At 71.8% G+C, this 25,684-nt stretch carries 24 protein-coding genes and 2 pseudogenes; 15 read left to right on the forward strand and 11 right to left on the reverse strand.

Annotated elements, in window-relative coordinates:
- Positions 1 to 183: 183 nt before the first annotated feature.
- Entirely contained in the window at positions 184 to 1,149 is a 966-nt protein-coding gene (locus ACFZDC_RS28090) for an oxidoreductase (protein ID WP_391328250.1), read from the reverse strand.
- A 357-nt stretch (positions 1,150 to 1,506) separates the two neighbouring features.
- Between ACFZDC_RS28090 and ACFZDC_RS28095 the strand changes: the two genes are divergently transcribed.
- The 5 genes and pseudogenes from ACFZDC_RS28095 to ACFZDC_RS28115 all read left to right on the forward strand — a co-directional run bounded on the left by ACFZDC_RS28095 (position 1,507) and on the right by ACFZDC_RS28115 (position 7,737).
- Positions 1,507 to 3,054 carry a M1 family aminopeptidase gene (locus ACFZDC_RS28095; RefSeq protein ID WP_391328252.1) on the forward strand — a complete coding sequence of 516 codons (1,548 nt, stop codon included), beginning with the start codon at positions 1,507 to 1,509 and terminating at the stop codon, positions 3,052 to 3,054.
- A gap of 193 nt (positions 3,055 to 3,247) precedes the next feature.
- Complete coding sequence (locus tag ACFZDC_RS28100) at positions 3,248 to 5,233, forward strand: N-acetylmuramoyl-L-alanine amidase (RefSeq protein WP_391328254.1); 1,986 nt, start codon at positions 3,248 to 3,250, stop codon at positions 5,231 to 5,233.
- Positions 5,234 to 5,624: 391 nt separating this feature from the next.
- Positions 5,625 to 5,973 (forward strand): annotated as a pseudogene (locus ACFZDC_RS28105) (VOC family protein).
- 93 nt (positions 5,974 to 6,066) lie between these two features.
- Positions 6,067 to 6,426 (forward strand): DUF779 domain-containing protein, encoded by a 360-nt coding sequence (locus tag ACFZDC_RS28110; protein ID WP_391328256.1) that lies wholly within the window; start codon positions 6,067 to 6,069, stop codon positions 6,424 to 6,426.
- Between the two features lie 141 nt (positions 6,427 to 6,567).
- Positions 6,568 to 7,737 carry a phosphodiester glycosidase family protein gene (locus ACFZDC_RS28115; protein WP_391328497.1) on the forward strand — a complete coding sequence of 390 codons (1,170 nt, stop codon included), beginning with the start codon at positions 6,568 to 6,570 and terminating at the stop codon, positions 7,735 to 7,737.
- 11 nt (positions 7,738 to 7,748) lie between these two features.
- On the opposite strand, the gene ACFZDC_RS28120 is transcribed toward ACFZDC_RS28115, so the two are convergent.
- The 6 genes from ACFZDC_RS28120 to ACFZDC_RS28145 all read right to left on the reverse strand — a co-directional run bounded on the left by ACFZDC_RS28120 (position 7,749) and on the right by ACFZDC_RS28145 (position 12,992).
- Positions 7,749 to 7,943 (reverse strand): hypothetical protein, encoded by a 195-nt coding sequence (locus ACFZDC_RS28120; RefSeq protein ID WP_020938562.1) that lies wholly within the window; start codon positions 7,941 to 7,943, stop codon positions 7,749 to 7,751.
- 101 nt (positions 7,944 to 8,044) lie between these two features.
- Positions 8,045 to 8,908: a phosphatidylinositol-specific phospholipase C/glycerophosphodiester phosphodiesterase family protein gene (locus ACFZDC_RS28125; protein WP_391328258.1), complete on the reverse strand. Its 864-nt coding sequence runs from the start codon at positions 8,906 to 8,908 to the stop codon at positions 8,045 to 8,047.
- 173 nt (positions 8,909 to 9,081) lie between these two features.
- Entirely contained in the window at positions 9,082 to 10,164 is a 1,083-nt protein-coding gene (locus tag ACFZDC_RS28130) for an acyl-CoA dehydrogenase family protein (RefSeq protein WP_391328260.1), read from the reverse strand.
- Positions 10,161 to 11,342, reverse strand: a complete 1,182-nt coding sequence (locus ACFZDC_RS28135) for an acyl-CoA dehydrogenase family protein (RefSeq protein WP_391328262.1) — start codon at positions 11,340 to 11,342, stop codon at positions 10,161 to 10,163. Before ACFZDC_RS28135 ends, ACFZDC_RS28130 begins: the two co-directional genes overlap by 4 nt.
- Complete coding sequence (locus tag ACFZDC_RS28140) at positions 11,339 to 12,310, reverse strand: zinc-binding dehydrogenase (RefSeq protein ID WP_391328264.1); 972 nt, start codon at positions 12,308 to 12,310, stop codon at positions 11,339 to 11,341. Before ACFZDC_RS28140 ends, ACFZDC_RS28135 begins: the two co-directional genes overlap by 4 nt.
- Positions 12,311 to 12,392: 82 nt before the next feature.
- A complete protein-coding gene (locus ACFZDC_RS28145) occupies positions 12,393 to 12,992 on the reverse strand; it encodes a cupin domain-containing protein (RefSeq protein WP_391328266.1) in 600 nt (199 codons plus the stop codon).
- 185 nt (positions 12,993 to 13,177) lie between these two features.
- Between ACFZDC_RS28145 and ACFZDC_RS28150 the strand changes: the two are divergent.
- The 5 genes and pseudogenes from ACFZDC_RS28150 (at position 13,178) to ACFZDC_RS28170 (ending at position 17,710) form a co-directional block, all read left to right on the forward strand.
- Positions 13,178 to 13,955 (forward strand): annotated as a pseudogene (locus ACFZDC_RS28150) (thioredoxin reductase).
- Between the two features lie 29 nt (positions 13,956 to 13,984).
- On the forward strand, positions 13,985 to 15,523 hold the full coding sequence (locus tag ACFZDC_RS28155) for an ATP-dependent DNA ligase (RefSeq protein WP_391328268.1): 1,539 nt from the start codon (positions 13,985 to 13,987) through the stop codon (positions 15,521 to 15,523).
- Complete coding sequence (locus ACFZDC_RS28160) at positions 15,520 to 15,993, forward strand: NUDIX domain-containing protein (protein ID WP_391328270.1); 474 nt, start codon at positions 15,520 to 15,522, stop codon at positions 15,991 to 15,993. The genes ACFZDC_RS28155 and ACFZDC_RS28160 overlap by 4 nt, the downstream gene beginning before the upstream one ends.
- Positions 15,994 to 16,068: 75 nt before the next feature.
- Positions 16,069 to 17,454 carry an NADP-dependent succinic semialdehyde dehydrogenase gene (locus ACFZDC_RS28165; protein WP_391328272.1) on the forward strand — a complete coding sequence of 462 codons (1,386 nt, stop codon included), beginning with the start codon at positions 16,069 to 16,071 and terminating at the stop codon, positions 17,452 to 17,454.
- 25 nt (positions 17,455 to 17,479) lie between these two features.
- Entirely contained in the window at positions 17,480 to 17,710 is a 231-nt protein-coding gene (locus ACFZDC_RS28170; RefSeq protein WP_043477773.1) for a DUF6213 family protein, read from the forward strand.
- Between the two features lie 135 nt (positions 17,711 to 17,845).
- On the opposite strand, the gene ACFZDC_RS28175 is transcribed toward ACFZDC_RS28170, so the two are convergent.
- Positions 17,846 to 18,079, reverse strand: a complete 234-nt coding sequence (locus tag ACFZDC_RS28175) for a hypothetical protein (RefSeq protein ID WP_391328274.1) — start codon at positions 18,077 to 18,079, stop codon at positions 17,846 to 17,848.
- Positions 18,040 to 18,450 carry a hypothetical protein gene (locus ACFZDC_RS28180; RefSeq protein WP_391328276.1) on the reverse strand — a complete coding sequence of 137 codons (411 nt, stop codon included), beginning with the start codon at positions 18,448 to 18,450 and terminating at the stop codon, positions 18,040 to 18,042. The genes ACFZDC_RS28175 and ACFZDC_RS28180 overlap by 40 nt, the downstream gene beginning before the upstream one ends.
- Positions 18,451 to 18,614: 164 nt before the next feature.
- Here ACFZDC_RS28180 and ACFZDC_RS28185 point away from each other — a divergent pair, with 164 nt between their 5' ends.
- The 3 genes from ACFZDC_RS28185 to ACFZDC_RS28195 are packed head-to-tail and all read left to right on the forward strand — an operon-like array spanning position 18,615 to position 21,506.
- Positions 18,615 to 19,679 (forward strand): 3-oxoacyl-[acyl-carrier-protein] synthase III C-terminal domain-containing protein, encoded by a 1,065-nt coding sequence (locus ACFZDC_RS28185; protein WP_391328278.1) that lies wholly within the window; start codon positions 18,615 to 18,617, stop codon positions 19,677 to 19,679.
- On the forward strand, positions 19,676 to 20,890 hold the full coding sequence (locus ACFZDC_RS28190; protein ID WP_391328280.1) for a cytochrome P450: 1,215 nt from the start codon (positions 19,676 to 19,678) through the stop codon (positions 20,888 to 20,890). Before ACFZDC_RS28185 ends, ACFZDC_RS28190 begins: the two co-directional genes overlap by 4 nt.
- Positions 20,891 to 20,897: 7 nt before the next feature.
- Positions 20,898 to 21,506 carry a cupin domain-containing protein gene (locus tag ACFZDC_RS28195; protein WP_391328281.1) on the forward strand — a complete coding sequence of 203 codons (609 nt, stop codon included), beginning with the start codon at positions 20,898 to 20,900 and terminating at the stop codon, positions 21,504 to 21,506.
- 105 nt (positions 21,507 to 21,611) lie between these two features.
- Here ACFZDC_RS28195 and ACFZDC_RS28200 read toward each other — a convergent pair whose 3' ends face one another.
- On the reverse strand, positions 21,612 to 22,838 hold the full coding sequence (locus ACFZDC_RS28200; protein ID WP_391328283.1) for an acyl-CoA dehydrogenase family protein: 1,227 nt from the start codon (positions 22,836 to 22,838) through the stop codon (positions 21,612 to 21,614).
- Between the two features lie 170 nt (positions 22,839 to 23,008).
- Between ACFZDC_RS28200 and ACFZDC_RS28205 the strand changes: the two genes are divergently transcribed.
- Positions 23,009 to 23,653, forward strand: coding sequence for a TetR family transcriptional regulator (locus ACFZDC_RS28205; protein ID WP_391328285.1), 645 nt, complete (start codon positions 23,009 to 23,011; stop codon positions 23,651 to 23,653).
- 82 nt (positions 23,654 to 23,735) lie between these two features.
- Here the strand turns inward: ACFZDC_RS28205 and def are convergent, their stop codons facing one another.
- Positions 23,736 to 24,290, reverse strand: coding sequence for a peptide deformylase (gene def / locus ACFZDC_RS28210; protein WP_391328287.1), 555 nt, complete (start codon positions 24,288 to 24,290; stop codon positions 23,736 to 23,738).
- A gap of 152 nt (positions 24,291 to 24,442) precedes the next feature.
- Here def and ACFZDC_RS28215 point away from each other — a divergent pair, with 152 nt between their 5' ends.
- Positions 24,443 to 25,681 carry a MurT ligase domain-containing protein gene (locus ACFZDC_RS28215; RefSeq protein WP_391328288.1) on the forward strand — a complete coding sequence of 413 codons (1,239 nt, stop codon included), beginning with the start codon at positions 24,443 to 24,445 and terminating at the stop codon, positions 25,679 to 25,681.
- The last annotated feature ends 3 nt before the right edge of the window (positions 25,682 to 25,684 follow it).

Consider the following 25,684-nt stretch of genomic DNA (forward strand, 5'->3'; position numbering starts at 1 on the left):
GCGCAGCACCCCGGAAAGCTCGCGGCGTCCGGTGCTGGGGGCACCTCCGACGCCGTTCAGGCAGCGGGGAAGCATCGCAAAGGCGGAGCATCGCCCGCGTACGGGACGTACCCTGGTGATGCGACAACACGGCGAGGTGCCGTGCCGGGCGTCGCGAGCCGGTGAACCTGTCCGGTCACAGCGCTAGGCGGTTGCGAACGCGTCGACGCCCGTCAGTTCCGCCGACAGCGCCCACAGGCGCGCCGCCTGCTCCGGGTCCGTCGCCCAGGCCTTGACGCCGAAGCGCTGGTCGTCCTCGGAGGCGGGCTCGGCGATGTCGCAGTCCTCGAGGTAGACGCCGCCCAGACCCTCCAGCTGAGGCGACGTCGCCGCCCACACCTGGGTGGCCGCGCCCTGCTGCGGGGACTTGAAGCCCTCGGGGTTGAGCACGTTGCCCTGCTCGTCGATCCAGCCGCGCTCCACCATCTCCTCCTTGGGCAGGTGCCGCTGGAGCGGGGTGATGATACCGCCGGGATGGAGCGAGAAGGCGCGCACACCGTGCTCCTTGCCGAGCCGGTCGAGGTGCACGGCGAACAGGACGTTCGCCGTCTTGGCCTGGCCGTAGGCCTCCCACTTGTCGTAGCCGTGCCGCCAGTGGATGTCGTCCCAGCGGATGCCGGAGAAGTGGTGGCCGCGGGAGGACACGGAGACCACCCGGGCGCCGCCGGGTTCGACCGCCGGCCAGAGGCGGTTCACCAGGGCGAAGTGCCCCAGGTGGTTGGTGGCGAACTGCGCCTCCCAGCCGGGCCCGACCCGGGTCTCCGGGCACGCCATGATCCCGGCGTTGTTGATCACGAGGTCGACCGTCCGGCCGGAGGCGAGGAACCGCTCGGCGAACGCCCGTACGCTCTCCAGGTCGCCCAGGTCGAGCTCGTCCAGTTCGACACCGTCCAGGCCCGCCAGCGCCTCCCGGGCGGTGTCCGGACGCCGTGCCGGTACGACGACTTCGGCGCCCGCCTTGGTCAGCGCTCGGGTGGTCTCCAGGCCGAGCCCGGAGTAGCCGCCGGTGACGATCGCGAGCTTTCCGGTGAGGTCGATGCCCCGCAGGACCTCGTCGGCGGTGCTCTCGGCGCCGAAACCCGAACCGATCTTGTGCTGTGCAGTGCTCATGGTCGGAACGCTACGAATTGGAGCGCGCTCGAAGTCAAGCTGAATCGCCTACCGACGGCGGCCTGCCCGGGGCACCGCCGTGCGTCTGCCGCCGGCCCGTGGCGGTACCGGCACCGTCACCGGCCCCCGCCGTCACCGCCACGGGCACGAGCCGTACGGGGACAGGGCGCACGCCGGGTCGGTGCCGGCGGCGTCGCCGTTCGAGCGCGACCGCCTGGTATATCCGATTTACTTACTCCCCGATATTTGGGCAAACATCGCATTAATGATCTCTTACTGACATAGTGCCACCATGGACATCACGACTGCCGGCGGTCGACCGATCCGTACAACTCACCCCTCCCACCGGTCCGTCCGGTGAAGGCGCCCACCCGGCGTGGCGTCCGTACCCGCCACGCGGTCCTCGCCCTGACCGGCGCCGTCGGTATCACCGGCGCCGCCGTCCTCACCCTCGGCGTCCCCTACGGACAACACCGCACGCCGCCCCGCGCCGGTCACCCGGCCCCCGGTGCCTCCGCCCGCTCACCCGGCGACGCCCCGTCGCCCGGGGCCCCGGGCATCGGCGACCCGCTCGTGCCGCTCGACGGCAACGGCGGATACACGGTCCGCCGCTACACCCTCGCCTTCGACTGGCGGGCCCCCGCCACGCCGTTCCCCGCGACCACCACCATCAGTGCCACCGCCACCCAGGCCCTGTCCCGCTTCGACCTCGACTTCGCGGGCAACACCCTGCGCACCGTCAGCGTCGACGGCACACCGGCCAGGACCGTGCGCGACGGCGACGAGCTGGTCGTCACTCCGGCGAAGCCGATCACCCGCGGGAGCACGTTCACCGTCCGGGTCGCCTACACCGCCGACCCGACGCAGCGACGGCACCGAAGCGACGCGATCCAGGACTACGGCTGGGTACCCACGCCCGACGGCACCCTGCTCTCTCCCCAGCCGAACGGCGCCAGGATGATCTTCCCGGCCGACGACCACCCCAGCCTGCGCGCACCGTTCACCTTCCGCATCACCACCCCGCCCGACCTGACCGCGGTGGCCAACGGCCGGCTCGTGGAGCGCGTCCGGCAACCCGACGGACGGATCCGGTGGACGTACGACTCCGAGCATCCGGTCGCCGCCCAGCTGGTCCAGCTGGCCATCGGGAGGTTCACCCTCGTGGACGGCAGGGGCCCGCGCGGGCTTCCCGTCCGGGACGTGGTCCCGCGGAACCTGGTCGGCGACACCGAGGCGTACCGCTCGCTCACCCCCGAGCACCTGGCGTGGCTGGAACAGCGGCTCGGCCCCTATCCCTTCCGCCGCTACGGCGTACTGGTCGCCGACACCGACCTGCCGGTGGCCCTGGAGACACAGTCGCTGTCCGCCGTGCCCAGCTCCGACCTGCTGGGCGACCGCGTCGAGGCCGAACGCAACCTCATCCACGAACTCACCCACCACTGGACCGGCGACAGCGTGGCGATCCGGCGGTGGTCCGACCTGTGGCTGAGCGAGGGACACGCCCGCTTCTACGAGCGCCTCTACTCCGACAGCCACGGCGGCCCCGACCTCGAGGACACGATGCGGGCCGCGTACGAGCAGCACGACCAGTGGCGACACGACGACGGCGCGCCCGCCGAGCCCACCGAGCGGAGCCTGTTCCGCCAGATGCGCTACGACGGCTCCGCACTGGTGCTCTACGCGTTGCGCCAGAAGGTGGGCGAGGACACGTTCGCCCGGATCGAGCGGTCCTGGGTGACGACGTACCGGGGCCGGGTCGCCGGCACCCGGGACTTCGTCGAGCTGGCGTCCCACGTGGCCGGCGAGGACCTGAACCCCTTTCTGACCCCGTGGCTGTACGGGCCGCACACCCCGCCCATGCCCGGCCATCCCGACTGGCGGGTGGACCCGGTCGAGGAGGACTGAGCCCTCCCCCGCCGGAGCGGACGGACTGCCGCCGACCGGGTGGCCTGTGCCCGGCGGCTGGTCCACGCCGGTGACGCTCGGCGCGACGCGGCGCGCGAGGCACGGAAACGTACAAGGGGTGACGCGCAGGGCAACCCCGCTCGCCCTGGTCGCATTTGTCCGGCCTCACTCAACCTCGTTGGAGGCACCCCGCATGAGAAAACGCGTCGCCCCCCGCGTCTCCAGTGCCGTACGCGGGCACCGGCGGATCATCTGCGTGACCGCTTCGGCGGCGCTGCTGGTGCCGTTGCTGATGGACCGCTCGGCCGATACCGGCACCCCGGCCGACCAACGGCTGCAGGACGACTACACGGCCGCAGCGGACGAATACCACGTCCCCCGAAGCGTGCTGATGGGCGTGTCCTACCTGCAGTCGCGGTGGGACTCCCATCCGGGCACCCCGAGTGTCGTCGGCGGCTACGGGCCGATGCACCTGGTGGACACCCGCAAGTCCCCCCCACCGCAGGCTCCGGACGCGTCCGCCCGGCCGCGTGCCGTGGCGGCGGGGCCACCCCCCTCGCACGACGCCACTCCCCCCGCCCAACCCGCCGCGCAGTCGGCGGACCTGCAGCGGGCCGCGACCCTGACCGGACTCCCGGCCGCGCAGCTGCGGACGGACGACGCCGCCAACGTGCGCGGCGGCGCGGCCCTCCTCGCGGCGACCCAACGGCAGCTCCACAAGCCTTTCAGCGCCAACCCGGCGGACTGGTGGGACGCCGTGGCGCGCTTCCCGGGCACGAGCGACCCCGGGGCCGCGGCGACGTACGCGAACGACGTCTTCGACGTGATCCGCCGGGGCGCGGAGCGCACCACCGACGCGGGACAGCACGTCATCCTCACCGCGAGCCCCGGCGTACGCCCGCACGCTCCTGCCACGCAGGGCGGGCCGCGGCCGAAGAACGTCGAGTGCCCGCCCGAGCTGTCCTGCTCCTGGCTCGGCGCGCCCTACGTCCGGATCAACGACGACCGCTACGGCAACCACGACCTGGCCGACCGGCCCAAGGACCAGCGGATCGACTACATCGTCATCCACGACACCGAGGCACCCCTGGCGTCGATGCTCCTGACCATCCAGGATCCGGAGGAGGCCTCGTGGCACTACTCCATCCGCTCCAGCGACGGCCACGTCACCCAGCACATCAAGACCAAGGACGCGGCCTGGCACTCCGGCAGCCAGTTCATCAACGCCCGCTCGATCGGCGTCGAGCACGAGGGCTTCCTCCGGCACCCCGACGCCTGGTACACGGAGCAGATGTACCGGTCCTCGGCCCGCCTGGTGCGGTACCTGGCGAAGAAGTACCAGGTCCCGCTGGACCGGCAGCACATCTTCGGCCACGACAACGTGCCGGCCCCGACCGAGGACAGCATCCCGGAGATGCACGACGATCCCGGCCCCTTCTGGGACTGGCGGCACTACTTCGACCTGCTCGGTGCGCCGCTGCGGGCCACGGCCGGGCCGAACAGCGACGTCGTGATGATCCTGCCGGACTACACCCAGTACAAACCGCGTTTCACGGGGTGCGCCAAGCCCGGTGTGCCGTGTGCGCCGCACGGCTCCAGCGCCGTTCGCCTGCACAGCCAGCCCGCCGACGACGCCCCGCTCATCCAGGACCCGGGGCGGCGCCCGGACGGCCAGGACTCCACGGAGGACGTCAACGACCTGGGCTCGCGGGTCTCCGCGGGCCAGACCTTCGCGGTCGCCGACCGCAGCGGTGACTGGACGGCGATCTGGTTCCAGGGCCACAAGGCATGGTTCAGGAACCCCAAGGCCCACCCGACGGCCGTCGGTGCGCGCGGCCGCGTGGTGACCCCGAAGGAGGGCCTGAAGGAGATCTCCGTGTACGGCCGCGCCCTTCCGGAGGAGGACGCCTACCCGGAGGGGGTCGACGAGCAGCCCGAGTCGCCGCTCCCGTACTCCCTGCGCGCGGGCCAGCGGTACGTGACGCAGTCCCGTGTCCTCGGTACCTACGTCGACAGATCGTCCTTCGGTGACGCCCCCGCCCCGGTCGTGAAGGGCCAGGAGGCGTACTACGAGATCCAGTTCGACCACCGGCTCGCCTACGTCCGGGCGAGCGACGTGGACGTGGTGAACCCGCCGGCCGCGGCGGCCCCGCCCGGACACACCGCCACCGCTCCCTGACGCCGCCCCGGCCGAGGACCCGCCCTCTGCAAGAAGGCGGCCCGGCGTGGGACGGCCCCCCACCACCGTGAGGACGACCGGAAGGTGGGCCGGCCCCCCGTCGGGGACCGCCGGCGGGTCCCCGGCCAGGACGGTCAGGTCGGCGCGGTGACCGACGGCGACCCGGCGAGGTTCTCCTCACCGGTGACCAGGCCACGTTGCCGGCTCAGCGGCCGAGCGCCGACCACGGGCCTGCTGTCCGACCGGCCGGGCGAGACCCTGCCCGATCCCCCGATGTGGCCGCGGCCTCCGGTACCGGGATGGGGCCGGGCCGGCTCGGGGTGCGGCCACTGACTCCGGATAGGCTGCCCGCACTGTCCCTCGCCGTCCGGCCGACCAGCGGAGCCGCGAGATGTACGTACGCCGTGTCGTGCCCAACATTCAGTCGACCGAACTGGCGGAGGGCGCGGGGTTTCTACGGGGTCCTGGGCTTCGAGGAGGTCATGAACCACGGCTGGATCGTGACGCCGGCGTCCGCCGGGAATCCCGCAGTCCAGCTGAGTCTCATGAGTGAGGACCGCACCGCGCCCGTCGCACCGGACCTGAGCATCGAGGTCGACGACGTGGACGCGGTGTACGCGGCGATGCGGGAGCGGGGCGCGGAGATCGTGCACCCGCTCACCGACGAGGAGTGGGGGGTACGGCGGTTCTTCGTACGGGATCCGAACGGCAAAGTGGTCAACGTACTCAGCCACGGCTGACCCGTGTCTCGCCGACGACGCCCGCTGGACGCCTCACTGACGACCCGTGAGACTGGGGCACGCCCGACGCCCCGGCTCTTCAGGACGGTGACCATGGAAGAGGTAGTCCCCCGCGTCGAACTGACGCCGCAGGCCGCCGCGCTGGTGCGCCGGCTGCGCGCGGAGCACGGCCCGCTGATGTTCCACCAGTCCGGTGGGTGCTGCGACGGCAGTGCGCCCATGTGCTACCCGGACGGCGAGTTCCGTACCGGCGGCTCCGACGTGCTGCTGGCGGAGCTGGCCGTGGAGGGCGTCGAGGAACCCGTGACCTTCTGGATGTCGCGCAGCCAGTACGAGGTCTGGAGCCACACCCGGCTGATCGTGGACGTGGTACCCGGACGGGGGAGCGGTTTCTCCCTCGAGACACCCGAGGGGGTGCGTTTTCTCACCCGTTCTCGCGTAGTCGAGGCCTAGCCGCCCCCTGGGCCATCGGCGTCTGGTGCACTTCCCCCGAGCACTGGGACAGTTGACGAGACATCAGGGGGCGCAGTGGCGCGCGATCGGCGGCAGACGGCGGCAGGCAGATCGGTTCTCACGGTTCTCACCGCGTTCGGTGTGCTGGCCGGTGCGGCCCTGACGGGGGCGGCGCCGGCCGGCGCCGTACCGCTGGGCAGACGGATCGCACCGGGTGTCACCTACCGGCAGTTCGACGTCGACGCCGCGGCAGGAAAGGCGCACGCCCACCTGCTGACCGTCGACCTGGCGAACCCGCACGTCCGCCTGGACCTGTTGTATCCGGGAGCGGTGGCGGCCCGCGCGACCGTCTCGAAGCTGGCCGACGCGGCCGGCGCGGTCGCCGGTGTCAACGGTGACTTCTTCAACATCACCGAGACTCAGCACCCGGGCGTCGAGGCGACCGGCGCGAGCGTGGGACCGGCGATCGCGGGCGGGCAGGTGCTCAAGGCGGCGGTGCCCAAGGGCCAGCGGTTCGGGCCCGCGCTGCCGCCCGGTACCACCACGCGGGACGTCCTCGGCGTGGGCACCGACCGGCGCGCCCACCTGGACCGCCTCACCCTCACCGGCACCGTGACCACACCGGAGGGCAACCTCCCTCTCAAGGGCCTCAACCAGTACGCGCTGCCGCAGAACTCCGTCGGCGCGTTCACCTCGCGGTGGGGCAGCGCCTCCCGGGTGCGCGCCACCTGCGGCACGGACACCGACCGGGCGGCGGGATGCAGCGCGGACACCTACGAGGTGCAGGTGCGCGGCGGCCGGGTGGTCGCCGCCTCGGACCACCCGGGCAGCGGCTCGATCGCCGCGGACACCACGGTCCTGGTGGGGCGCGAGAAGGGCGCACAGCAGTTGCGCAAGCTGTCGTCGGGCGAGCGGGTGAGCGTCACGCACGCCTTGGTGGCGGCCACGGCCAAGGTCCCGTTCACGTTCGCGATCGGCGGTTACCCGGTCCTCCGGGACGGCAAGCCGCTGTCCGGGCTGGACGACGCGACCTCCGCCGTACGCACCGTGGTGGGCTTCAAGGGCGGCGGACAGCAGTTGCTGCTGCTCGCGCTGGACGGAGCCGCCGCCTACCGCACCGGCATGACCGTCGCCGAAGAGGCGGCCACCATGCGTGAACTCGGCGCGTCCGACGCCTTCAACCTCGACGGCGGCGGCTCGACCGAGATGGTCACCCGCGATACCGGAGCGAGCGGTGTGAAGGTCCGCAACCACCCGAGCGGCGGCGCCGAGCGCCCCGTGGCGAACGGCATCGGCGTCTTCTCGTCCTGACCGGCGCCCGCTCAGGGCCGCAGACTGCTCACCAGGTCGGCGGTCGCGGTCAGCCCGCTGTGGATGGTGGGCGCCATGCTGGTGCTGGCCAGGTAGAAGCCGAGCAGCATGCAGACCAGGGCGTGCGAGATCTTCAGCGCGCCGTTGCGGATGAACACCACTGCCAGGATCAGGAGCAGCAGCACCACAGAGATGGAAATGGCCATGGGAACCTCCTCCGCCACGCCCCAAGAGCGGCGTTCGGCCGCAAGTGTGGCGTAGCGGAGGGTTCGTCCGGGCGGCTGACGTGTCCTCCGATCGTGTGGTCTTACGCGGACCGGTGTGCGTCGAGGAACGCCTCCAGGCCGGCGAGGTCGTCGGTGTTGAGGTAGTCGACGCCCGCGGCGAGCAGTTCCGCCCACAGAGCGTCCCGGGCCGGGCCCGGCGTGTCCGGGGTGGCCCAGAACCGGACCTGTCGGCCGCGCGCGTGGGCGGCGCCGGTGATGCCGCGCAGCTTCTGCCGCTCGGCGTCCGGGAAGGGGCCCTCGCCCTGCCAGGTGAAGTTCAGCGTCCAGTTGTCACTGATCAGCGGGATGAAGGAGGCGGGGGCCGCGGCGCCGAGATCGGTGAGCCGGCCGTCGTAGAACGCGCGGCGCTCGGTCTGGGCCTCCAGCGGGGCACGGGCCGCGCGGTCGCCGGAGATGACGGCGGTGACCGGGCCGGGGTGGACGCGGCCGTGTGCGTAGCTGGTGAACAGGTGCGGGTAGCGCCTGAGGTGGCGGTCGAGTTCGAGGTACGTCGAGGATCCCTCGGTCTTGATGTCGACGAGGAGCTGCAGCGACCGGCGCCACCCCCGGTACACGGAGCCGTGGTTGGCCCTGACGCGGGCGGCGAGGGGGTCGAGGTAGCGGGATTCGAGGGTGCGGGTCGGGTCCAGCTCGGAGGCGTCGTGGCCGATGAGGAGCTGGTCGCCGACGAGGAAGATGTCGGCCTCGACGCTGCCGAAACGGTGGTCGAGGGCGTCGAACAGGGGCCTCGGGTGCTCGTAGTCGTTGTGGGCGTGCGCATGCCACAGCGGGCGCGGGCCGCGGTGGCCGCCTCCGGCCCGGGCCTGGGCGGAGGGAAGGGCGATCGCGCCCGCGAGGGCGGCGCCGAGGGTGGTGAGGGCTGTGCGACGGGTGGTGAGGGCCATGCGCTGCCTCCCTTGGGGTGCCGGACGTGACCGGGGAGAGTATGCGCGCCCCGCCCATCCAAAGGCCCCTTCCGACAGGGAGTTGGCCGGACTGCTGCCCTCTGTTCACTTCGTCGCGCGGGCGCGCACGACGAAGCCCGCCCCGGGCGGGGCGGGCTTCGTCGTGCCGTGTGTCAGGGCGCTTGGAGGTCGACCAGTTCGGCCAGCGCCTCCCGGTGGGCACCCGCGGTTCCGTAGGCGATCGAGTCGGCCTTGGCCCGCTTCAGGTACAGGTGCACGGGGTGCTCCCAGGTCATTCCGAGCCCGCCGTGCAGCTGCAGCGCCTCCTCGGTGGCGCGTACGGCGACGGGAGCGGCGTAGGCCTGGGCGACGGCCACGCTCACGTCGGTGTCCTCGCCGGTGGCGAGGGCGTCGGCGGCGGCGCGGGCGGCGGCCCGGAGGCTGACGACCTCCAGCCAGAGCTGGGCGAGCCGGTGCTTGAGCGCCTGGAAGCCGCCGACCGGCCGGTTGAACTGCTTGCGCTCCTTGAGGTACCGGACCGTCTCGGTCAACGCCCAGTCGGCGACCCCGAGTTGCTCGGAGGCCAGCAGTCCGGCGGCGGCGCGCAGGGCCCGTCGTACGGCGGGTTCCGCGTCGCCGACACGGCGGCCGGGCGCGCCGTCGAGGACGACGGTGGCGAGCGGGCGGGTCAGGTCCAGGGAGATCTGCGGAGTGACGGTCACCGCGTCGGCGGCCACGGCGTACAGCCCGCCGTCGTCGGCCGGGACGAGCAGGACGTCGGCGACGGCCGCGTCCGCGATGCCGGTCAGCTCCCCGTGCAGGGTGCCGTTCTCCAGCCGTACGGTCGTCAGGGCGGCACCCGGAGCCGAGTGCAGCCCGACGGCGAGGGCGCCGATGGACCGCCCGGAGGCCAGTCGGCCGAGCAGTTCCTCGTCCCCGCAGGCCAGCAGGGCCTCGGTGGCCACGACCGCGCTGGTGAGGTACGGCACGGGCGCGACCGCCCGCCCCAGCTCCTCGAGGACGACGGCGACTTCGCGGTGTGTGGCACCCTGGCCGCCCTGCGCCTCGGGCACCAGCAGCCCGGCCAGGCCCATGCCGTCGGCGAGGGACTTCCACAGGGCGAGGTCGTGCGGGGCGTCCGACTCGGTGCGGGTGATCACGCCGGCCGGTGCGCAGTGGTCGGTGAGGAGGTCGCGGACGGCGGCACGCACCGCCTCCTCCTCCTCGGAATAGAGAAGATCCGGCTGTGTGCTCATCGGGCCAGGTCCTTCCAGGCGACGTCCTTGTCGGTGCGCGGCTCGGCGGGCAGGCCCAGGACGCGCTCGGCGACGATGTTCAGCAGGACCTCGTTGGTCCCGCCCTCGATGCTGTTGCCCTTGGAGCGCAGGTAGCGGTATCCGGCGTCCCGGCCGGTGAAGTCGACCAGCTCCGGGCGCCGCATGGTCCAGTCGTCGTACAACAGCCCTTCTTCGCCGCGCAGTTCCACCTCCAGGCCGCTGATCTCCTGGTTGAGCCGGGCGAAGGCGAGCTTCATGCCGGAGCCCTCGTAGCCGGGCTGACCGACGACGAGCTGCTGGCGCAGGCGTTCGGCGGTGAGGCGGGAGACCTCGGACTCCACCCACAGCTTGAGCAGACGCTGGTGCAGGTCGTGGGAGCGCAGTTCGGGGCGTTCCCGCCAGGTCCTGGCGATCGGGCCGATCATGCCGCCCTCGCGGGGCAGGCGCATCCCGCCGATGGAGACCCGCTCGTTCATGAGCGTGGTCTGGGCGACCCGCCAGCCGTCGCCGACCTCGCCGAGGCGGCGGGAGTCGGGGATGCGGACGTCGGTCAGGAAAACCTCGTTGAACTCCGCCTCGCCGGTGATCTGGCGCAGCGGCCGCACCTCGACACCCGGGTCGGTCATGTCGCAGATGAAGTAGGTGATGCCCGCGTGCTTGGGCACGTCCGGGTCGGTACGGGCGATGAGGATGGCCCAGCGGGCGATGTGGGCGCTGGACGTCCACACCTTCTGTCCGTTGACCACCCAGTCGTCGCCCTCACGGACGGCCCGGGTGCCGAGGGCGGCCAGGTCGGAGCCGGCGCCGGGTTCGCTGAACAGCTGGCACCAGACCTCCTCCCCTGTCCAAAGGGGACGCAGGTAGCGCCGCTTCTGGTCCTCCGTGCCGTACTTCAGAATCGTCGGCGCGGCCATCCCGAGGCCGATGCCGAGGCGCCTCGGGTCGTTGTCGGGCGCGCCCGCCGCCCCCAACTCGGCGTCCACGACGGCCTGGAGCGAGCGCGGCGCGCCGAGGCCGCCGAGGCCCTGCGGGTAGTGCACCCAGGCGAGACCGGCGTCGAAGCGGGCACGCAGGAAGTCCAGGCTGTCGGTTGTGGCGGGCGGGTGTGCCGCCAGCAGCTCGCCGGTAAGGCGCTTGAGTTCGGCTGCGTCGGTCATGCGGCGGCTCCCTTCTCCAGGACCACGGCCACCCGGCCGGTGGTCACACCGTCGGCGACCCGCTGCACGGCCGCGGCGGCGCCGTCCAGCGGCACCCGCTCGCTCACCAGCGGCTTGATCGCGCCCCGCGCGGCCAGCTCGGTGAGCTGCTCGTGGCAGTGCTGGACCAGCTGGGGGTTCTTGGTGTTGTACAGGCCCCAGTGGAGGCCGACGATCGAGTAGTTCTTCACCAGGGCGTGGTTGAGGGCCGGGCTGGGGATGGTGCCGCTGGCGAAGCCGACGACGACGATCCGGCCCTCGAAGGCGACGAGCTTGGCGGACTGGGCGTAGGCCTCGCCGCCGACGGGGTCGTAGATCACGTCGGCGCCCCGGCCGCCGGTGGCCTCCTTCACGGCCGCGACGACGTCCTGGCTGCGGCGGTCGACCACCACGTCACAGCCCAGCTCGCGGGCGACGGCGGCCTTGTCGGCACCTCCGACCACGCCGATCACCGTGGCCCCGGCCGCCTTGCCGAGCTGCACGGCCGCGCTGCCGACACCGCCGGCGGCGGCGTGCACGAGCAGGGTCTCCCCCGCTTCCAGGCGGGCCCGGCGGTGCAGACCGAACCAGCCCGTCTGGTAGCCGATGTGCAGCGCGGCGGCCTCGGCGTCGTCCAGCGACTCGGGCGCGGGCAGCAGGGCGCGGGCGTCGGCGACGGCGTACTCGGCGAAGCCGCCGTACGGCAGGGCCGGGTTGGCGATCACCCGGCGGCCGTCCTCGGTCTCGGCGCAGATCTCCACACCGGGCGTGAACGGCAGCGGCGGCCGCACCTGGTACTGGCCCCGGCACAGCAGAGCGTCCGGGAAGTTGATGTTGGCGGCACGCACGCGCAGCAGCACCTGGCCGTCACGGGGCGTGGGCCGTTCCACCTCCGCCAGGCGCATCACCTCGCTCGGCTCTCCGTTCTCGTGCACTTGCCATGCCTGCATGCGGGGCCTCCACGGGACAGCTTCGTCTGGGGTCGACCGCATACTAAGCGGTCGCTTGCCCATCGGGGAACAGTCGATTGCGTCACTTGTGAGCCGGCCGGGCCCGTACATGCATCCTCTCCCCCTGCGGTCCGAACAGGCTGAGGAACTCCACCGGTCCCTCCCCCGTCGACCCGAACCAGTGCGGCACCCGGGTGTCGAACTCGGCCGCCTCCCCTGCCGACAGCACCACGTCGTGCTCCCCGAGCACCAGCCGGAGCCGGCCCGAGAGGACGTAGAGCCACTCGTAGCCCTCATGGCTGCGCGGCTCCGGCTCCTGTCCGCGCCCGCGTTCGAGGACCTTGAAGGCCTGGAGGCCGCCGGGCCGGCGGGTCAGCGGCCAGAAGGTGCGGCCATGGCGTTCGAGGGGCTTCGCCCGCACCCGGGGGTCGCCGACCGGCGGGGCGCCGACCAGCTCGTCCAGCGGAACCCGGTGGGCCCGGGCGATCGGCAGCAGCAGCTCCAGGCTGGGTCTGCGCAGGCCGGATTCCAGCCGGGACAGGGTGCTGACGGAGATGCCGGTCGCCTCGGACAGCGCCGCCAGGGTCACCTCCCGCTCCTTGCGGATCCGCCGGAGCCGGGGGCCCACGCCCGCCAGAACACCGTCCGTGCTCTCGGCGTTCTCGGGTGTCTCGGTGCTCATGACCGTATTGCAGAATCGGCAAAGCCATTTGTCAATGCGGCAGCCGGCGCGACCGTCGGCGGCGGAGGTGGTCACATGTGGTCCGGGACCGGGTCGTGGACGCGACGAAGGGCGAGGACTTCGCCGTCGTGCTCGCGAGCGGCACCGCCGTCCGCGCGCGGCGGCAGCTCCACGCGTACCGGACGATCTCCGCACGGCCGCGGCCAGGAACCGAGAGGTACGAAGCCGTCGTGGTGGGAGGCGGCGCGGCCGGCTGTCCGCCGCGCTGGTGCCGGGCCGGGCACGGCGGACGCCCGCTGGTGGTCGACGCGGGCGAGCCGCGCAACGCACCGAGCCGCATAACGCGCCGTCCGCCCCTCCGCCGTCCGCCCGTCCGCAGGGCTGTCCGACCCGGGACGGCATGTCACCCGCCGAGTTTGGTCCACTGCCCCTCTTGCCACGGCTGGGAGATCCGCGAGCGGGCGACCGGGGTGCTCGCGACCGGTCCGCCGAGCGTGCGCCAGGCACTGATGGTCACCCAGTGGTCCAAGGACGTGCGGCTGTTCCTGCACCGGGTGCGGGAGGCGGGGCTGACGGACGAGGACCTGCGCAGGCCTGCGGCCGCCGGGTCGCCGTCATACCCGGCGAGGTCGCGGAGGTGCTCGCCGCGGAGGACCGGCTCACCGGGATCCGGCTCGCGGACGGCCCGGTCCACGACCGCGAGGTGCTCCACGTCGCCCCGCCCGCCGTTCCGCAGAACGACCTGCTCGTGTGGCTGGGCGCGGAGCTGCGCGAGACGCCCTTCGGCCCCTACCCGGTGATCGACGAGCGGGCCCGACGAGCGTGCCCGGGCTGTGGGCGGCGGGCAACGCGAGCGGCCTCGCCGAGCAGGTGGTGAACGCGGTGAGCCGTGGGTTCCGGGCCGGTGCGGCGATCAACGGGGAGCTGCTGTTCGCCGGCCTCGACGCGGCCGCGCGGGTGTAGACCCCACGCCCCCGGGTCACCCTGACTGCATGCTGCTGACCCGGCTCGCGGAGGTTTCCCGGGAGGTGGCCGCGACGGCGGCCCGGTCCCGCAAGACCGCCCTGCTCGCTGAACTGTTCCGGGACGCGGAGGCGGACGACGTGCCGATCGTCATCCCCTATCTGGCCGGACGGCTCCCGCAGGGGCGGCTCGGCGTCGGCTGGAAGGTGCTGAGCCGCCCGGTGCCGGCGGCCGCCGAGCCCTCCCTCACCGTGCGGGAGGTCGACGCGCGACTCAGCGAGCTGGGCAAGGTGTCCGGGCCCGGATCCCAGGCGGAACGGGCCCGGATCGTCGGGGAGCTGATGGGCGCGGCCACCGAGGAGGAGCAGCGGCTCCTGCTCGGCCTGCTCACCGGCGAGGTCCGGCAGGGCGCGCTGGACGCCGTCGCCGTGGAGGGCCTCGCTCAGGCGACCGGCGCGGACCCGGGGGACGTACGGCGGGCGGTGATGCTCGCCGGTTCGCTGCAGACGGTGGCCCAGTCCCTGCTGGCCGACGGGCCCGAGTCCCTCGACCGGTTCCGGCTCACGGTCGGCCGCCCGGTGCTGCCGATGCTGGCCCACAGCGCCTCCTCGGTCGCCGAGGCGGTCGAGAAGCTCGGCGCGTGCGCGGTGGAGGAGAAACTGGACGGCATCCGCGTACAGGTCCACCGGGAGGGCAGCGCGGTACGGATCCACACCCGCACGCTGGACGACATCACCGACCGGCTTCCCGAAGTGACCGCGGCCGCCCTGGGGTTGTCGAGCGAGCGGTTCATCCTGGACGGCGAGGTGATCTCCTTCGACGCGGACGGGCGGCCCCGATCCTTCCAGGAGACGGCGGGCCGGGTCGGTTCCCGGACCGACGTGGCGAAGGCCGCCCGGGAGGTGCCCGTCTCCCCTGTCTTCTTCGACGTACTGCTGGTCGACGGCCAGGACCTGCTCGACCTGCCGTTCTCCGAACGGCACGCTCTGCTCGTGGATCTGGTGCCCGCACCGATGCGGGTCCGCCGGACCGTGGCGTCGGGGCCGGAGCACATTCCCGAGGCGGAACGCTTCCTCGCCGACACGCTGGCCCGTGGCCACGAGGGCGTGGTCGTCAAGGCGCTGGACGCCCCCTACAGCGCGGGCCGGCGCGGTGCCTCCTGGCTGAAGGTCAAGCCCGTGCACACGCTGGACCTGGTCGTGCTGGCCGCCGAGTGGGGCCACGGCCGCCGTACCGGCAAGCTGTCCAACCTCCACCTCGGCGCCCTCAACCCGGACGGCAGCTTCGCGATGCTCGGCAAGACCTTCAAGGGCATGACCGACGCGATGCTCGCCTGGCAGACCGAGAGGCTGCGGGAACTGGCCGTCGAGGACAACGGCTGGGTGGTCAGGGTGCGCCCCGAACTGGTCGTGGAGATCGCCTACGACGGCCTGCAGCGCTCCTCCCGGTACCCCGCCGGCGTCACCCTGCGCTTCGCGCGCGTGGTCCGCTACCGCGAGGACAAACGGCCCGAGGAGACCGATACCGTAGAGGCCCTGCTGGCTGCTCACCCGGAGGTCAGGCCGTGACGGTGCGTGCGACGAAGCGCAGCGCGGGACTGCTGTTGTTCCGGTACACCGACGAGGGGCTTCAGGTGTTGCTCGGCCATATGGGCGGACCGTTCTTCGCGAAGAAGGACGCGGGGGCGTGGACCGTGCCCAAGGGCGAGTACGAACCGGACGAGCCCGCCTGGGAGGCGGCCCGGCGGGAGTTCCAGGAGGAACTGGGGCTGGCGCCGCCCGACGGGGAGGCCATACCTCTCGGCGAGGTCGCGCAGACCAACGGCAAGATCGTCACGGCGTGGGCGGTCGAGGCGGACCTGGACCCCGAGACGATCGAGCCCGGGACCTTCACCATGCAGTGGCCGCCGGGGTCCGGCCGGATGCAGGAGTTCCCCGAACTGGACCGGGTGGCGTGGTTCGGTCTCGACCGGGCCCGTGACGTGATGATCAAGGCCCAGGCCGCGTTTCTGGACCGGCTGACGGAGCACTCGGCCTGAACAGGGGCCTACGCCTTGCGACGGGCGCAGTCGCGCGCGAAGGTCGTAGCAAGCCCGCTCCCAGGGAGGTCAGCCATGCCCATCGCGACGGTGAACCCGGTGAACGGCGAGACGCTCAAGACGTACGAGCCCATGGGCGAGGAGGAGCTGGAACGCCGGCTCCAGCTCGCCGAGGCCACGTTCCGCACCTACCGGACGGCCACCTTCGCCGAACGCGCCCGACTGCTGAACAAGGCCGCCGACCTGCTGGAAGAAGATCAGCAGGAGATCGGCCGGGTCATGACCACCGAGATGGGCAAGCCGGTCAAGCAGGCCCGCGCGGAGGCCGGCAAGTGCGCCAAGGCGATGCGCTGGTACGCCGAACGTGCCGAGGGCCTGCTGGCCGACGAGGAACCGCCCGAGGGGGACGTGAGGGACTCCGGCGCCTCCCGGGTGCGGGTCCGCTACCGGCCGCTGGGGCCCGTCCTCGCCGTGATGCCGTGGAACTTCCCGCTCTGGCAGGTGATCCGCTTCGCCGCGCCCGCGCTGATGGCGGGCAACGTGGGCCTGCTCAAGCACGCCTCGAACGTCCCCCAGACGGCCCTGTACCTGGAGGACCTCTTCCGCCGGGCCGGCTTCCAGGAGGGCTGCTTCCAGACTCTGCTGATCGGCTCGGCCGCGGTCGACGACATCCTGCGCGACGAGCGGGTGAAGGCCGCGACGCTCACGGGCAGCGAGCCGGCCGGCCGCGCGGTCGCCTCCACCGCCGGCGAAATGATCAAGAAGACGGTGCTGGAGCTGGGCGGCAGCGACCCGTACGTCGTCATGCCCTCCGCCGACCTCGACCGCGCGGCGCAGGTCGCCGTGACCGCGCGGGTGCAGAACAACGGACAGTCCTGCATCGCGGCCAAGCGGTTCATCGTGCACACCGACGTGTACGACGCCTTCGCCGAGAGGTTCGTCGCGGGCATGAAGGCCCTGAAGATCGGCGACCCGCTGGAGGAGGACACCGAGATCGGGCCGCTCTCCAGCGAGCAGGGGCGGGCCGACCTGGAGGAGCTGGTCGACGACGCGAAGCGGAGCGGGGCCCAGGTGCTGTGCGGCGGGGAGCGTCCGGACGGACCGGGCTGGTACTACCCGCCGACCGTGCTGGCGGGCATCACCCGTCAGATGCGCATCCACCACGAGGAGGCGTTCGGGCCGGTCGCCACGCTGTACCGGGCAGGCGACCTGGACGAGGCGCTCCTGATCGCCAACGACTCCCCGTTCGGACTGAGTTCGAACGTGTGGACACGGGACGAGAGGGAGGTGGAGCGGTTCGCCCGCGACCTGGAGGCGGGTGGCGTGTACGTCAACGGGATGACCGCCTCCCATCCGGCGTTCCCGTTCGGTGGTGTGAAGCGGTCCGGGTACGGGCGTGAGCTGTCCGGGCACGGAATCCGGGAGTTCTGCAACATCACCACGGTTTGGCAGGGTGCGTGAGCGCTGCGCGGCTACCATCCCGTTTGTGAACCGCGAAGTGACTCTGCCTCTGATCGTCGACGACCGCGGTACCTTGCAGGTGGCTGCGGCCGACGTGAGTAAGTTGTTGCGGACCGTGGGCGGGCGGTGGCTGCATCTCGTCGAGGCCGGGGAGCAGCTCGATGAGGACACCGTGGCCGCGTTGACCATTGAGCTGGCGAAGCTGGCGGATCGTATCGACGTGGCCTGTATCGCGCACAGCAGTGGGGCGCCGTAGTCGTATCGGTCGTGGGCACCGGTGTGTGGTGGCTCGTCGCCCGGTTCCCCGCGCCCCTCGGGCCGGCTGCCCCCGGCGTTGCCCAGAACATTGCCTCGTACGCCTGGAGCAAACGCCCGTAGCGGTGCGCGGCTGTCACGTCGAGGCCGCCGCTCTCCCGCGCCTGCTGAACCTCGCCGTCGCCTGCGCGGCCGGGTCGGGGGCCGGTTCCGCAAGGAAGCAGAAGAACGCGCAGGCCTCGTCCGGGAAGCCGTGGTGGCGGCGCGGTCCGTAGGCGACGACGGCGCAAGAGCCGCCCCGCGCCGAGAAGTTGGCGGTGAGGACCGGGATCACGCCTGCCGGGGAGCCGTTGAGAGCCAGCCAGGCCACGTGGGCGGGGTAGACCTGGCGGCCGGGGCGGGGGCGTGGGCGTGGGCGCGGATCTGCTCCTCCGTCAGGTCGCACGCCGTCACGAAGACGGTCAGGTGGTCGGCCGCCACCGCCTCGCCCTCCGCGAGCGAGGTGGCGAAGGCTGCGGTCGCGGGGGCGGCGGTCGCGGGGGCGGCGGTCGCGCGTTCGGCCGGATGCCGGAAGGAGCGGAGGTCCACGGCGATCACCCACTGCGGTTCCGGGCCGGGGTCGCGAGGGTGTCGTGGTTCGCCGTGTCCCGGGACGATCAGCGGGGCGAGGCGGCCGGCCTGCGGGTCCGGGGCGAGTTGGGTGGTCGTCGAGGCCAGTGGTTCAGCGGCCCCGGGCGTCATCGGGCCCTCTTCGGAGTCGTCGGCACGCCGGGTCCGATACGTACCTGTTGTCCCCGATTCGGAGTAATCCGACGAGAGATAGTCGCCCCCTCGGGTGAACCTGGGTGGACCACCTTCTGACCGGCGGCCGCAGGTCTGCCGGACGGCGAAAGCAGGGACGGCTCATGGCTACTTTGTGCAGACCCTCGGTGTCCGTACCAGAACACGTGATCACGATGGAGGAGACGCTGCAGCTGGCACGTGAGCACCACGCGGACCACCCCCAGCTCCCGCTCGCCCTCCGGCTGATCGAGAACACGGGCGTCCGCACCCGGCACATCGTGCAACCCATCGAGGAGACCCTGAAACACCCGGGGTTCGAGGAGCGCAACAAACTCTACGAGACCGAGGCCAAGGCCCGCGTCCCCGAGGTGATCCAGCGGGCGCTGGACGACGCGGAGCTCCTGACCTCCGACATCGATGTCATCATCTACGTGTCCTGCACGGGCTTCATGATGCCCTCGCTGACCGCGTGGCTGATCAACGAGATGGACTTCCCGAGCACCACCCGGCAGCTCCCCATAGCCCAGCTGGGCTGTGCGGCCGGCGGCGCGGCCATCAACCGGGCCCACGACTTCTGCTCGGCCTACCCGGAGGGCAACGCGCTCATCGTGGCCTGCGAGTTCTGCTCGCTGTGCTACCAACCCACCGACCTCGGTGTCGGCTCACTGCTCTCCAACGGCCTGTTCGGCGACGGCATCGCCGCGGCCGTGGTGCGCGGCCGCGGCGGCACGGGCGTCCAACTCGAACGCAACGGGTCGTACCTGATCCCCAAGACCGAGGACTGGATCGCGTACGACGTCCGGGCGACCGGCTTCCACTTCCTGCTGGACAAGCGGGTGCCGGCCACCATGGAGCCGCTCGCCCCGGCGCTCAAGGACCTCGCGGGCAACCACGGCTGGGACGCCTCCGACCTGGACTTCTACATCATCCACGCGGGCGGTCCCCGAATACTCGACGACCTCAGCAAGTTCCTGCAGGTCGACCCGCACGCGTTCCGGTTCAGCCGGGCCACGCTCACCGAGTACGGCAACATCGCCAGCGCCGTCGTCCTGGACGCGCTGCGCCGCCTCTTCGAGGAGGGCGGTGCCGAGCACCGGGCACGCGGCCTGCTCGCCGGGTTCGGGCCCGGCATCACCGCCGAGATGACCGTGGGCCGCTGGGTCCAGGACGGCGAGATGACACGATGAGCGAAGAGACCCTCACCGAGACCCTGCCCCCGGTCCGGCACTGGCCGGCCGTCGATCTGGCCGGCCCGGAGTTCGACCCGGTGCTGAACGAGCTGATGCGCGAGGGGCCGCTCGCCCGCATCCAGCTGGCCAACGGCGAGGGCTGGGCGTGGCTGGTCACCCGCTACGACGACGTGCGCAGGGTGAGCAACGACCCCCGCTTCAGCCGCGAGGCGGTGATGGGCAAGCAGGTCACCCGGCTCGCCCCGCACTTCATCCCGGACCGGGGCGCGGTCGGCTTCCTGGACCCGCCCGACCACACCCGGTTGCGTCGTTCGGTCGCCGCCGCCTTCACCTCGAAGGGCGTGGAGCGGGTCCGCGACAAGGCGCGCGTGATGCTGGACGAGCTGGTCGAAGAACTTCTCCAGAACGGACCGCCCGCCGATCTGACGGCGACGATCCTCAGCCCGTTCCCCATCGCGGTGATCTGCGAGCTGATGGGTGTCCCGGCCGCCGACCGGCACGGGATGCACACCTGGACCCAGCTGATCCTGTCGTCCTCGCACGGCAAGGACGTCAGCGAGAAGGCCAAGCACGAGATGAGCGCCTACTTCTCCGACCTCATCGGGCTGCGCGAGGGCAGCACGGCCGAGGACGTGGCCTCGCTGCTCGGCGCCGCCGTGGGCCGGGCCGAGGTCACCCTGGAGGAGGCCGTCGGTCTCGCCGTCCTCCTGCAGATCGGCGGCGAGGCGGTGACCAACAACAGCGGGCAGATGTTCTACCTGCTGCTGACCCGCCCCGACCTGGTGGAGCGGCTGCGCTCCGACCCCGGGATCCGCCCGAAGGCGATCGACGAACTGCTGCGCTACATCCCGCACCGCAACGCCGTCGGCCTCTCCCGGATCGCCCTGGAGGACGTGGAGATCAGGGGCGTACGGATCCGGGCCGGCGACCCGGTCTACGTCTCCTACCTGGCCGCCAACCGCGACCCGGACGTCTTCCCCGACCCGGAGAGCATCGACTTCTCCCGCAGCCCCAACCCGCACGTGGCGTTCGGCTTCGGCCCGCACTACTGCCCCGGCGGCATGCTGGCCCGGCTGGAGTGCGAGCTCCTGGTGGAGACCCTGCTGAACCGGGTGCCCGGTCTGAAGCTGGCCGTACCGCCGGAGCAGGTGCCCTTCCGGAAGGGTGCGCTGATCCGCGGTCCCGAGGCCCTGCCCGTGACGTGGTGAGCGGCAGATGACCAGGACCGAAGGACTGGCGGTACCGGAAGGGCCCGCGGCCCGAGGGGCGGCACCGGCCCAGGCGGACGCGCCGGTCCAGGAGACGGAGCGGTTCGAGGGGCTGCTCGTCCCGCCGGGCCAGGGCCGTGTCGTGGAGACGCCCGCCCAGCGGGTGACGTTCAAGGTGACCGGCACGCACTCGCGGATGGCCTCCACCTTCGAGGTGGACGTCCCGCCGGGCTTCGACGTCGGCGCCCATGTACACACGCGCAGCGAGGAGTTGTTCTACGTCCTGGAGGGCGAACTCGACGTGCTCGCCTTCGAGCCGCGCATCCGTACCCCGGACAACTGGCAGCGGTGGGAGTCGACTTCGGGCAGTCGGGTGGTCCGTGCGACTCCGGGCACGGTCATCGTCGTACCACCGGGGTGCCCGCACGCCTTCGCCAACCCGACGGACGAGCCCGCCAAGATGTTCTTCCAGGCGTCTCCCCCACCGGACCACGAGCGCTACTTCGAGGAGCTGCTGGAGATACTGGGGGACGGCGGCCCACCGGACCAGGAGGCCATCGGGGCGCTGAGGGCGAAGTACGACATCCAGCAGCTCACGCCTCTGCGGCACCGGTGAGTGCCGCCCCCAGGGGCGCGGGGCCGTGTTCCACACGCGGCTCCGCCGGGGGCGCGACCGGCCGCGAGGAACGCGCGGACCGGATCGCGCAGCACCCCGACGGTGCTACCGAATGGGCATCCCGGCCAAGGTGCGCGCGATGACGAGCCGCTGGATCTCGCTCGTACCCTCGAAGATGGTGTAGATCGCGGAGTCCCGGTGCATCCGCTCCACCGGGTACTCACGGGTGTACCCGTTGCCGCCGAGGATCTGAATCGCCTGCGCGGTCACCTTCTTCGCCGTCTCACTGGCGAACAGCTTCGACATCGACCCCTCGGCCGCCGTGAACGGCTTGCCGTTGACCGCCATCCACGAGGCCCGCCACACCAGCAGACGGGCCGCGTCGATCTGCGTGCGCATGTCCGCCAGCTGGAAGGCGACCCCCTGGTTGTCGATGATCGGCCGCCCGAACTGCTCCCGGGTCCTGGCGTAGTCGAGAGCCACTTCATATGCGGCCCGGGCGGTGCCCACCGCCATGGCTCCAACGGCGGGCCGACTCGCCTCGAACGTGGCCATCGCCGCGTTCTTCACCCGCTCACCGCCCGCCTTGGCCTTCTCCCGGGCCCGGGCGAGCCGCTCGTCCAGCTTCTCCTTGCCGCCGAGCAGGCAGGAACCGGGGACGCGGACGTTGTCGAGGATGACCTCGGCGGTGTGCGAGGCGCGGATGCCGTGCTTCTTGAACTTCTGGCCCTGGGCGAGGCCCGGCGTGCCCGGCGGGACGATGAAGGAGGCGTGGCCCTTGGAGCCCAGCTCCGGGTCGACGCTGGCGACGACCACGTGGACGTTGGCGATGCCGCCGTTGGTCGCCCAGGTCTTCGTGCCGTTGATCACCCACTCGTCCTTGGCCTCGTCGTACACAGCACGCGTGCGCAGGGAGGCGACGTCGGAGCCGGCGTCGGGCTCGGAGGAGCAGAACGCGGCGACCTTGACGTCGTTCGCGTCGCCGTACATCTGGGGTATCCAGGTGCCGATCTGTTCCTCGGTTCCGTTGGCGAGAACGCCCACGGCCGCGAGTCCCGTGCCCACAATGGAGAGGGCGATGCCGGCGTCGCCCCAGAACAGCTCCTCCATGGCCAGGGGAATTCCGAGGCCGGTGGAGTCGAAGTACTGCTGCGCGTAGAAGTCGAGGGAGTAGATGCCGACCTTCGCGGCCTCCTGAATGACCGGCCAAGGAGTCTCCTCACGCTCGTCCCATTCGGCGGCCGCGGGGCGGATGACGTCGGCGGCGAAACCGTGCAGCCAGTCCCGGACCTCCTTCTGTTCGTCGTTGAGCTCCATGGTGAACTCGGCCATGTCCCCTCCAGCGGCGGTAGTGCGGTGTTACTAGCGGTAACCCGAGTCTGTTACTGACCGGTAGGAAAAGTCAACTCCCGAAGGCGCCTCGGCATCCCGTTCGATGTCAGGGGCATGGACAGTGCTAGTTTGCGCAGGCGTCACCGAATCAGCACGGGTGGGGAGAGCACATGGACACCACGCAGCGGACCGATCAGCAGCGGTCCGCCGACCGCCGACGGCGCGAGCTGCTGGAAGCCGCCGACCGGGTGGTGCTGCGCGACGGCCCACAGGCCTCGATGAACGCGATCGCGGCGGAGGCGGGCATCACGAAGCCGATCCTCTACCGCCACTTCGGCGACAAGGGCGGACTTTACGCCGCGCTTGCCAAGCGGCACACCGACGCACTGCTCGACTCGCTGCGGGCGGCGCTGGACGCCCCGGCGGATCGGCGGGAGCGGGTCGAGGCCACCCTGGACACGTATCTCACGGCCATCGAGGCACGCCCCCAGGTGTATCGGTTCCTCATGCATCCGGCCGAGGGCAGCACAGGCGGCGACCACGGGTTCGACGTGGGCAAGCACAGCGCTCCCCTGCTTCGGCGGATGGGAGAGGAGCTGGCCCAGGTCATCGAGGAACGCGTGGATCTCGGACCCGGCAGTCAGCGGCTGGCCCGGGTGTGGGGGCATGGGATCGTCGGGATGATGCATGCGGCCGGGGACTGGTGGCTCGGGGAGCGGCCGTGCACCCGTGCCGAGTTGGTGAGGTCGCTCGCGGACCTGTTGTGGGGGCGTCTTGCGGCGGCCGGGGACAAGATGGGCGGTCCGGGGTTCTGACTGTCGTGTCCCGGATGCGGGAGCGGGGCTTGCCCGCGCCCGCGTGGGGGCGCCGCACAGCGGGCACAGCACCAGCGCCCCCTCAGGCAGGCCCACCTGCCCGGTGCCATGAAGATCGGGAGATCTGTCTCATCAGTCTGCGGTGGCGCCGGCCCGACAGGCGGTCGGCGTACACCGTGCCGTCCAGGTGGTCGCACTCATGCTGCAGACACCTGGCGAAGAAGCCGGTGCCGTGGACGGTGACCGGCTCCCCGGTCACCGTGAAACCCTCCACGACCGCATGGTCGTAACGCTCCGTGCCCGCCTCCAGGCCCGGCAGGGACAGACAGCTCTCCGGGCCCCGGATCACCACGCCGTCCGCCTCCACCAGACGCGGGTTCACCACATGCCCGAGATGCCGCACATCCTCGTCGTCCGGGCAGTCGTACACGAACACCCGCAAAGGCACCCCGATCTGGTTGGCGGCCAGGCCCACCCCCTGCGCCGCGTACATGGTCGCGAACAAGTCCTCCACGAGATCCGCCAGTTCGGGGCCGAAGGCGGTGGCCTCCCGGCAGGGCTCGCGCAGGACGGAGTCCGGGAGCAGGGAAAGGGGCCGGACGCGCCCGTGGGCGCCCGGGATCGAGCCGTGTCGCATGGCGGCAAGGGTACGGTTCGTTCAGCTCATGCCCGCCGCACAGGTGTGGGCCGGGATTCGGGTGTGCGAATGGATCTCGATAGGCTTCAGGTTCACACCACGTTGCCGGATGGCCCCAGGCGCGGCGCGTACGCAAGGAGGATCGAGAACTGATGGCAGGCAACTCGGACCCGCTCTCGCCGCGGGCCAAGCTGGCCGTTACGGCGGGCAAGGCGGTCGCCGCGGCATCACGCGCCGCGGGGCGCGGCAGCGGTTCGGTGATCGGTGGCCGGGTCGCGCTGAAACTCGACCCCGACCTCCTCGGACGGCTCGCGCAGAACCTGGACGTCGTCCTGGTGTCCGCCACCAACGGCAAGACCACGACCACCCGGCTCATCGCGGAGGCGCTGCGCGCCGCGGGCCCGGTCGTGTCGAACGCGCTCGGCGCCAACATGCCGGCCGGTATCACCTCCGCGCTCGCGGGCGGCTCGGAGGCAAAGTTCGGGGTCATCGAGGTCGACGAGAAGTACCTCGCCGGCGTCGCCCGGGACACCGGCCCCAAGTGCATCGCCCTGCTGAACCTCTCCCGCGACCAGTTGGACCGCGCCGCCGAGACCCGCATGCTGGCCGAGAACTGGCGTGAGGGCCTGGCCGGGTCCAAGGCCGTCATCGTCGCCAACTGTGACGACCCACTGGTGGTGTGGGCCGCGTCCTCCTCCCCGAATGTGATCTGGGTCGCGGCCGGGCAGATGTGGAAGGACGACGCCTGGTCCTGCCCGTCGTGCGGTGGCGTGATGCAGCGCCCCGGCGACGACTGGTTCTGCGGCGAGTGCGGCTTCCGCCGGCCGACGCCCACCTGGGCGCTCTCCGGCGACCACGTGCTGGATCCGCACGGGTCTGCGTGGCCGATCCACCTGCAGCTGCCGGGGCGCGCCAACAAGGCGAACGCGGCCAGCTCCGCGGCCGTCGCCGCCGTCTTCGGGGTGCCGCCGCAGGTCGCCCTGGAGCGGATGTACCAGGTGCAGGCCGTCGCGGGACGGTACGACGTCGTCCAGTTCCAGAACCGTGATCTGCGGCTGCTGCTGGCCAAGAACCCGGCCGGCTGGCTGGAGACGTTCTCCCTGATCGACCCGCCACCCACCCCGGTGATCCTCTCCGTGAACGCGCGGGGGGCCGACGGCACCGACACCTCCTGGCTGTGGGACGTCGACTACACCCGCCTGACCGGGCACCCGATCTTCGTCATCGGTGACCGCAAGCTGGACCTCGCCGTCCGTCTGGAGGTCGCGAACCAGCACTTCCAGGTCTGCGACAACCTCGACCAGGCCGTCGAGACGGCCCCGCCGGGGCGCATCGAGGTCATCGCGAACTACACCGCGTTCCAGGACCTGCGCCGCCGCGTCGGCAACTGATCT

It is taken from the genome of Streptomyces sp. NPDC007905 (assembly GCF_042959345.1).
GTDB lineage: Bacteria > Actinomycetota > Actinomycetes > Streptomycetales > Streptomycetaceae > Streptomyces.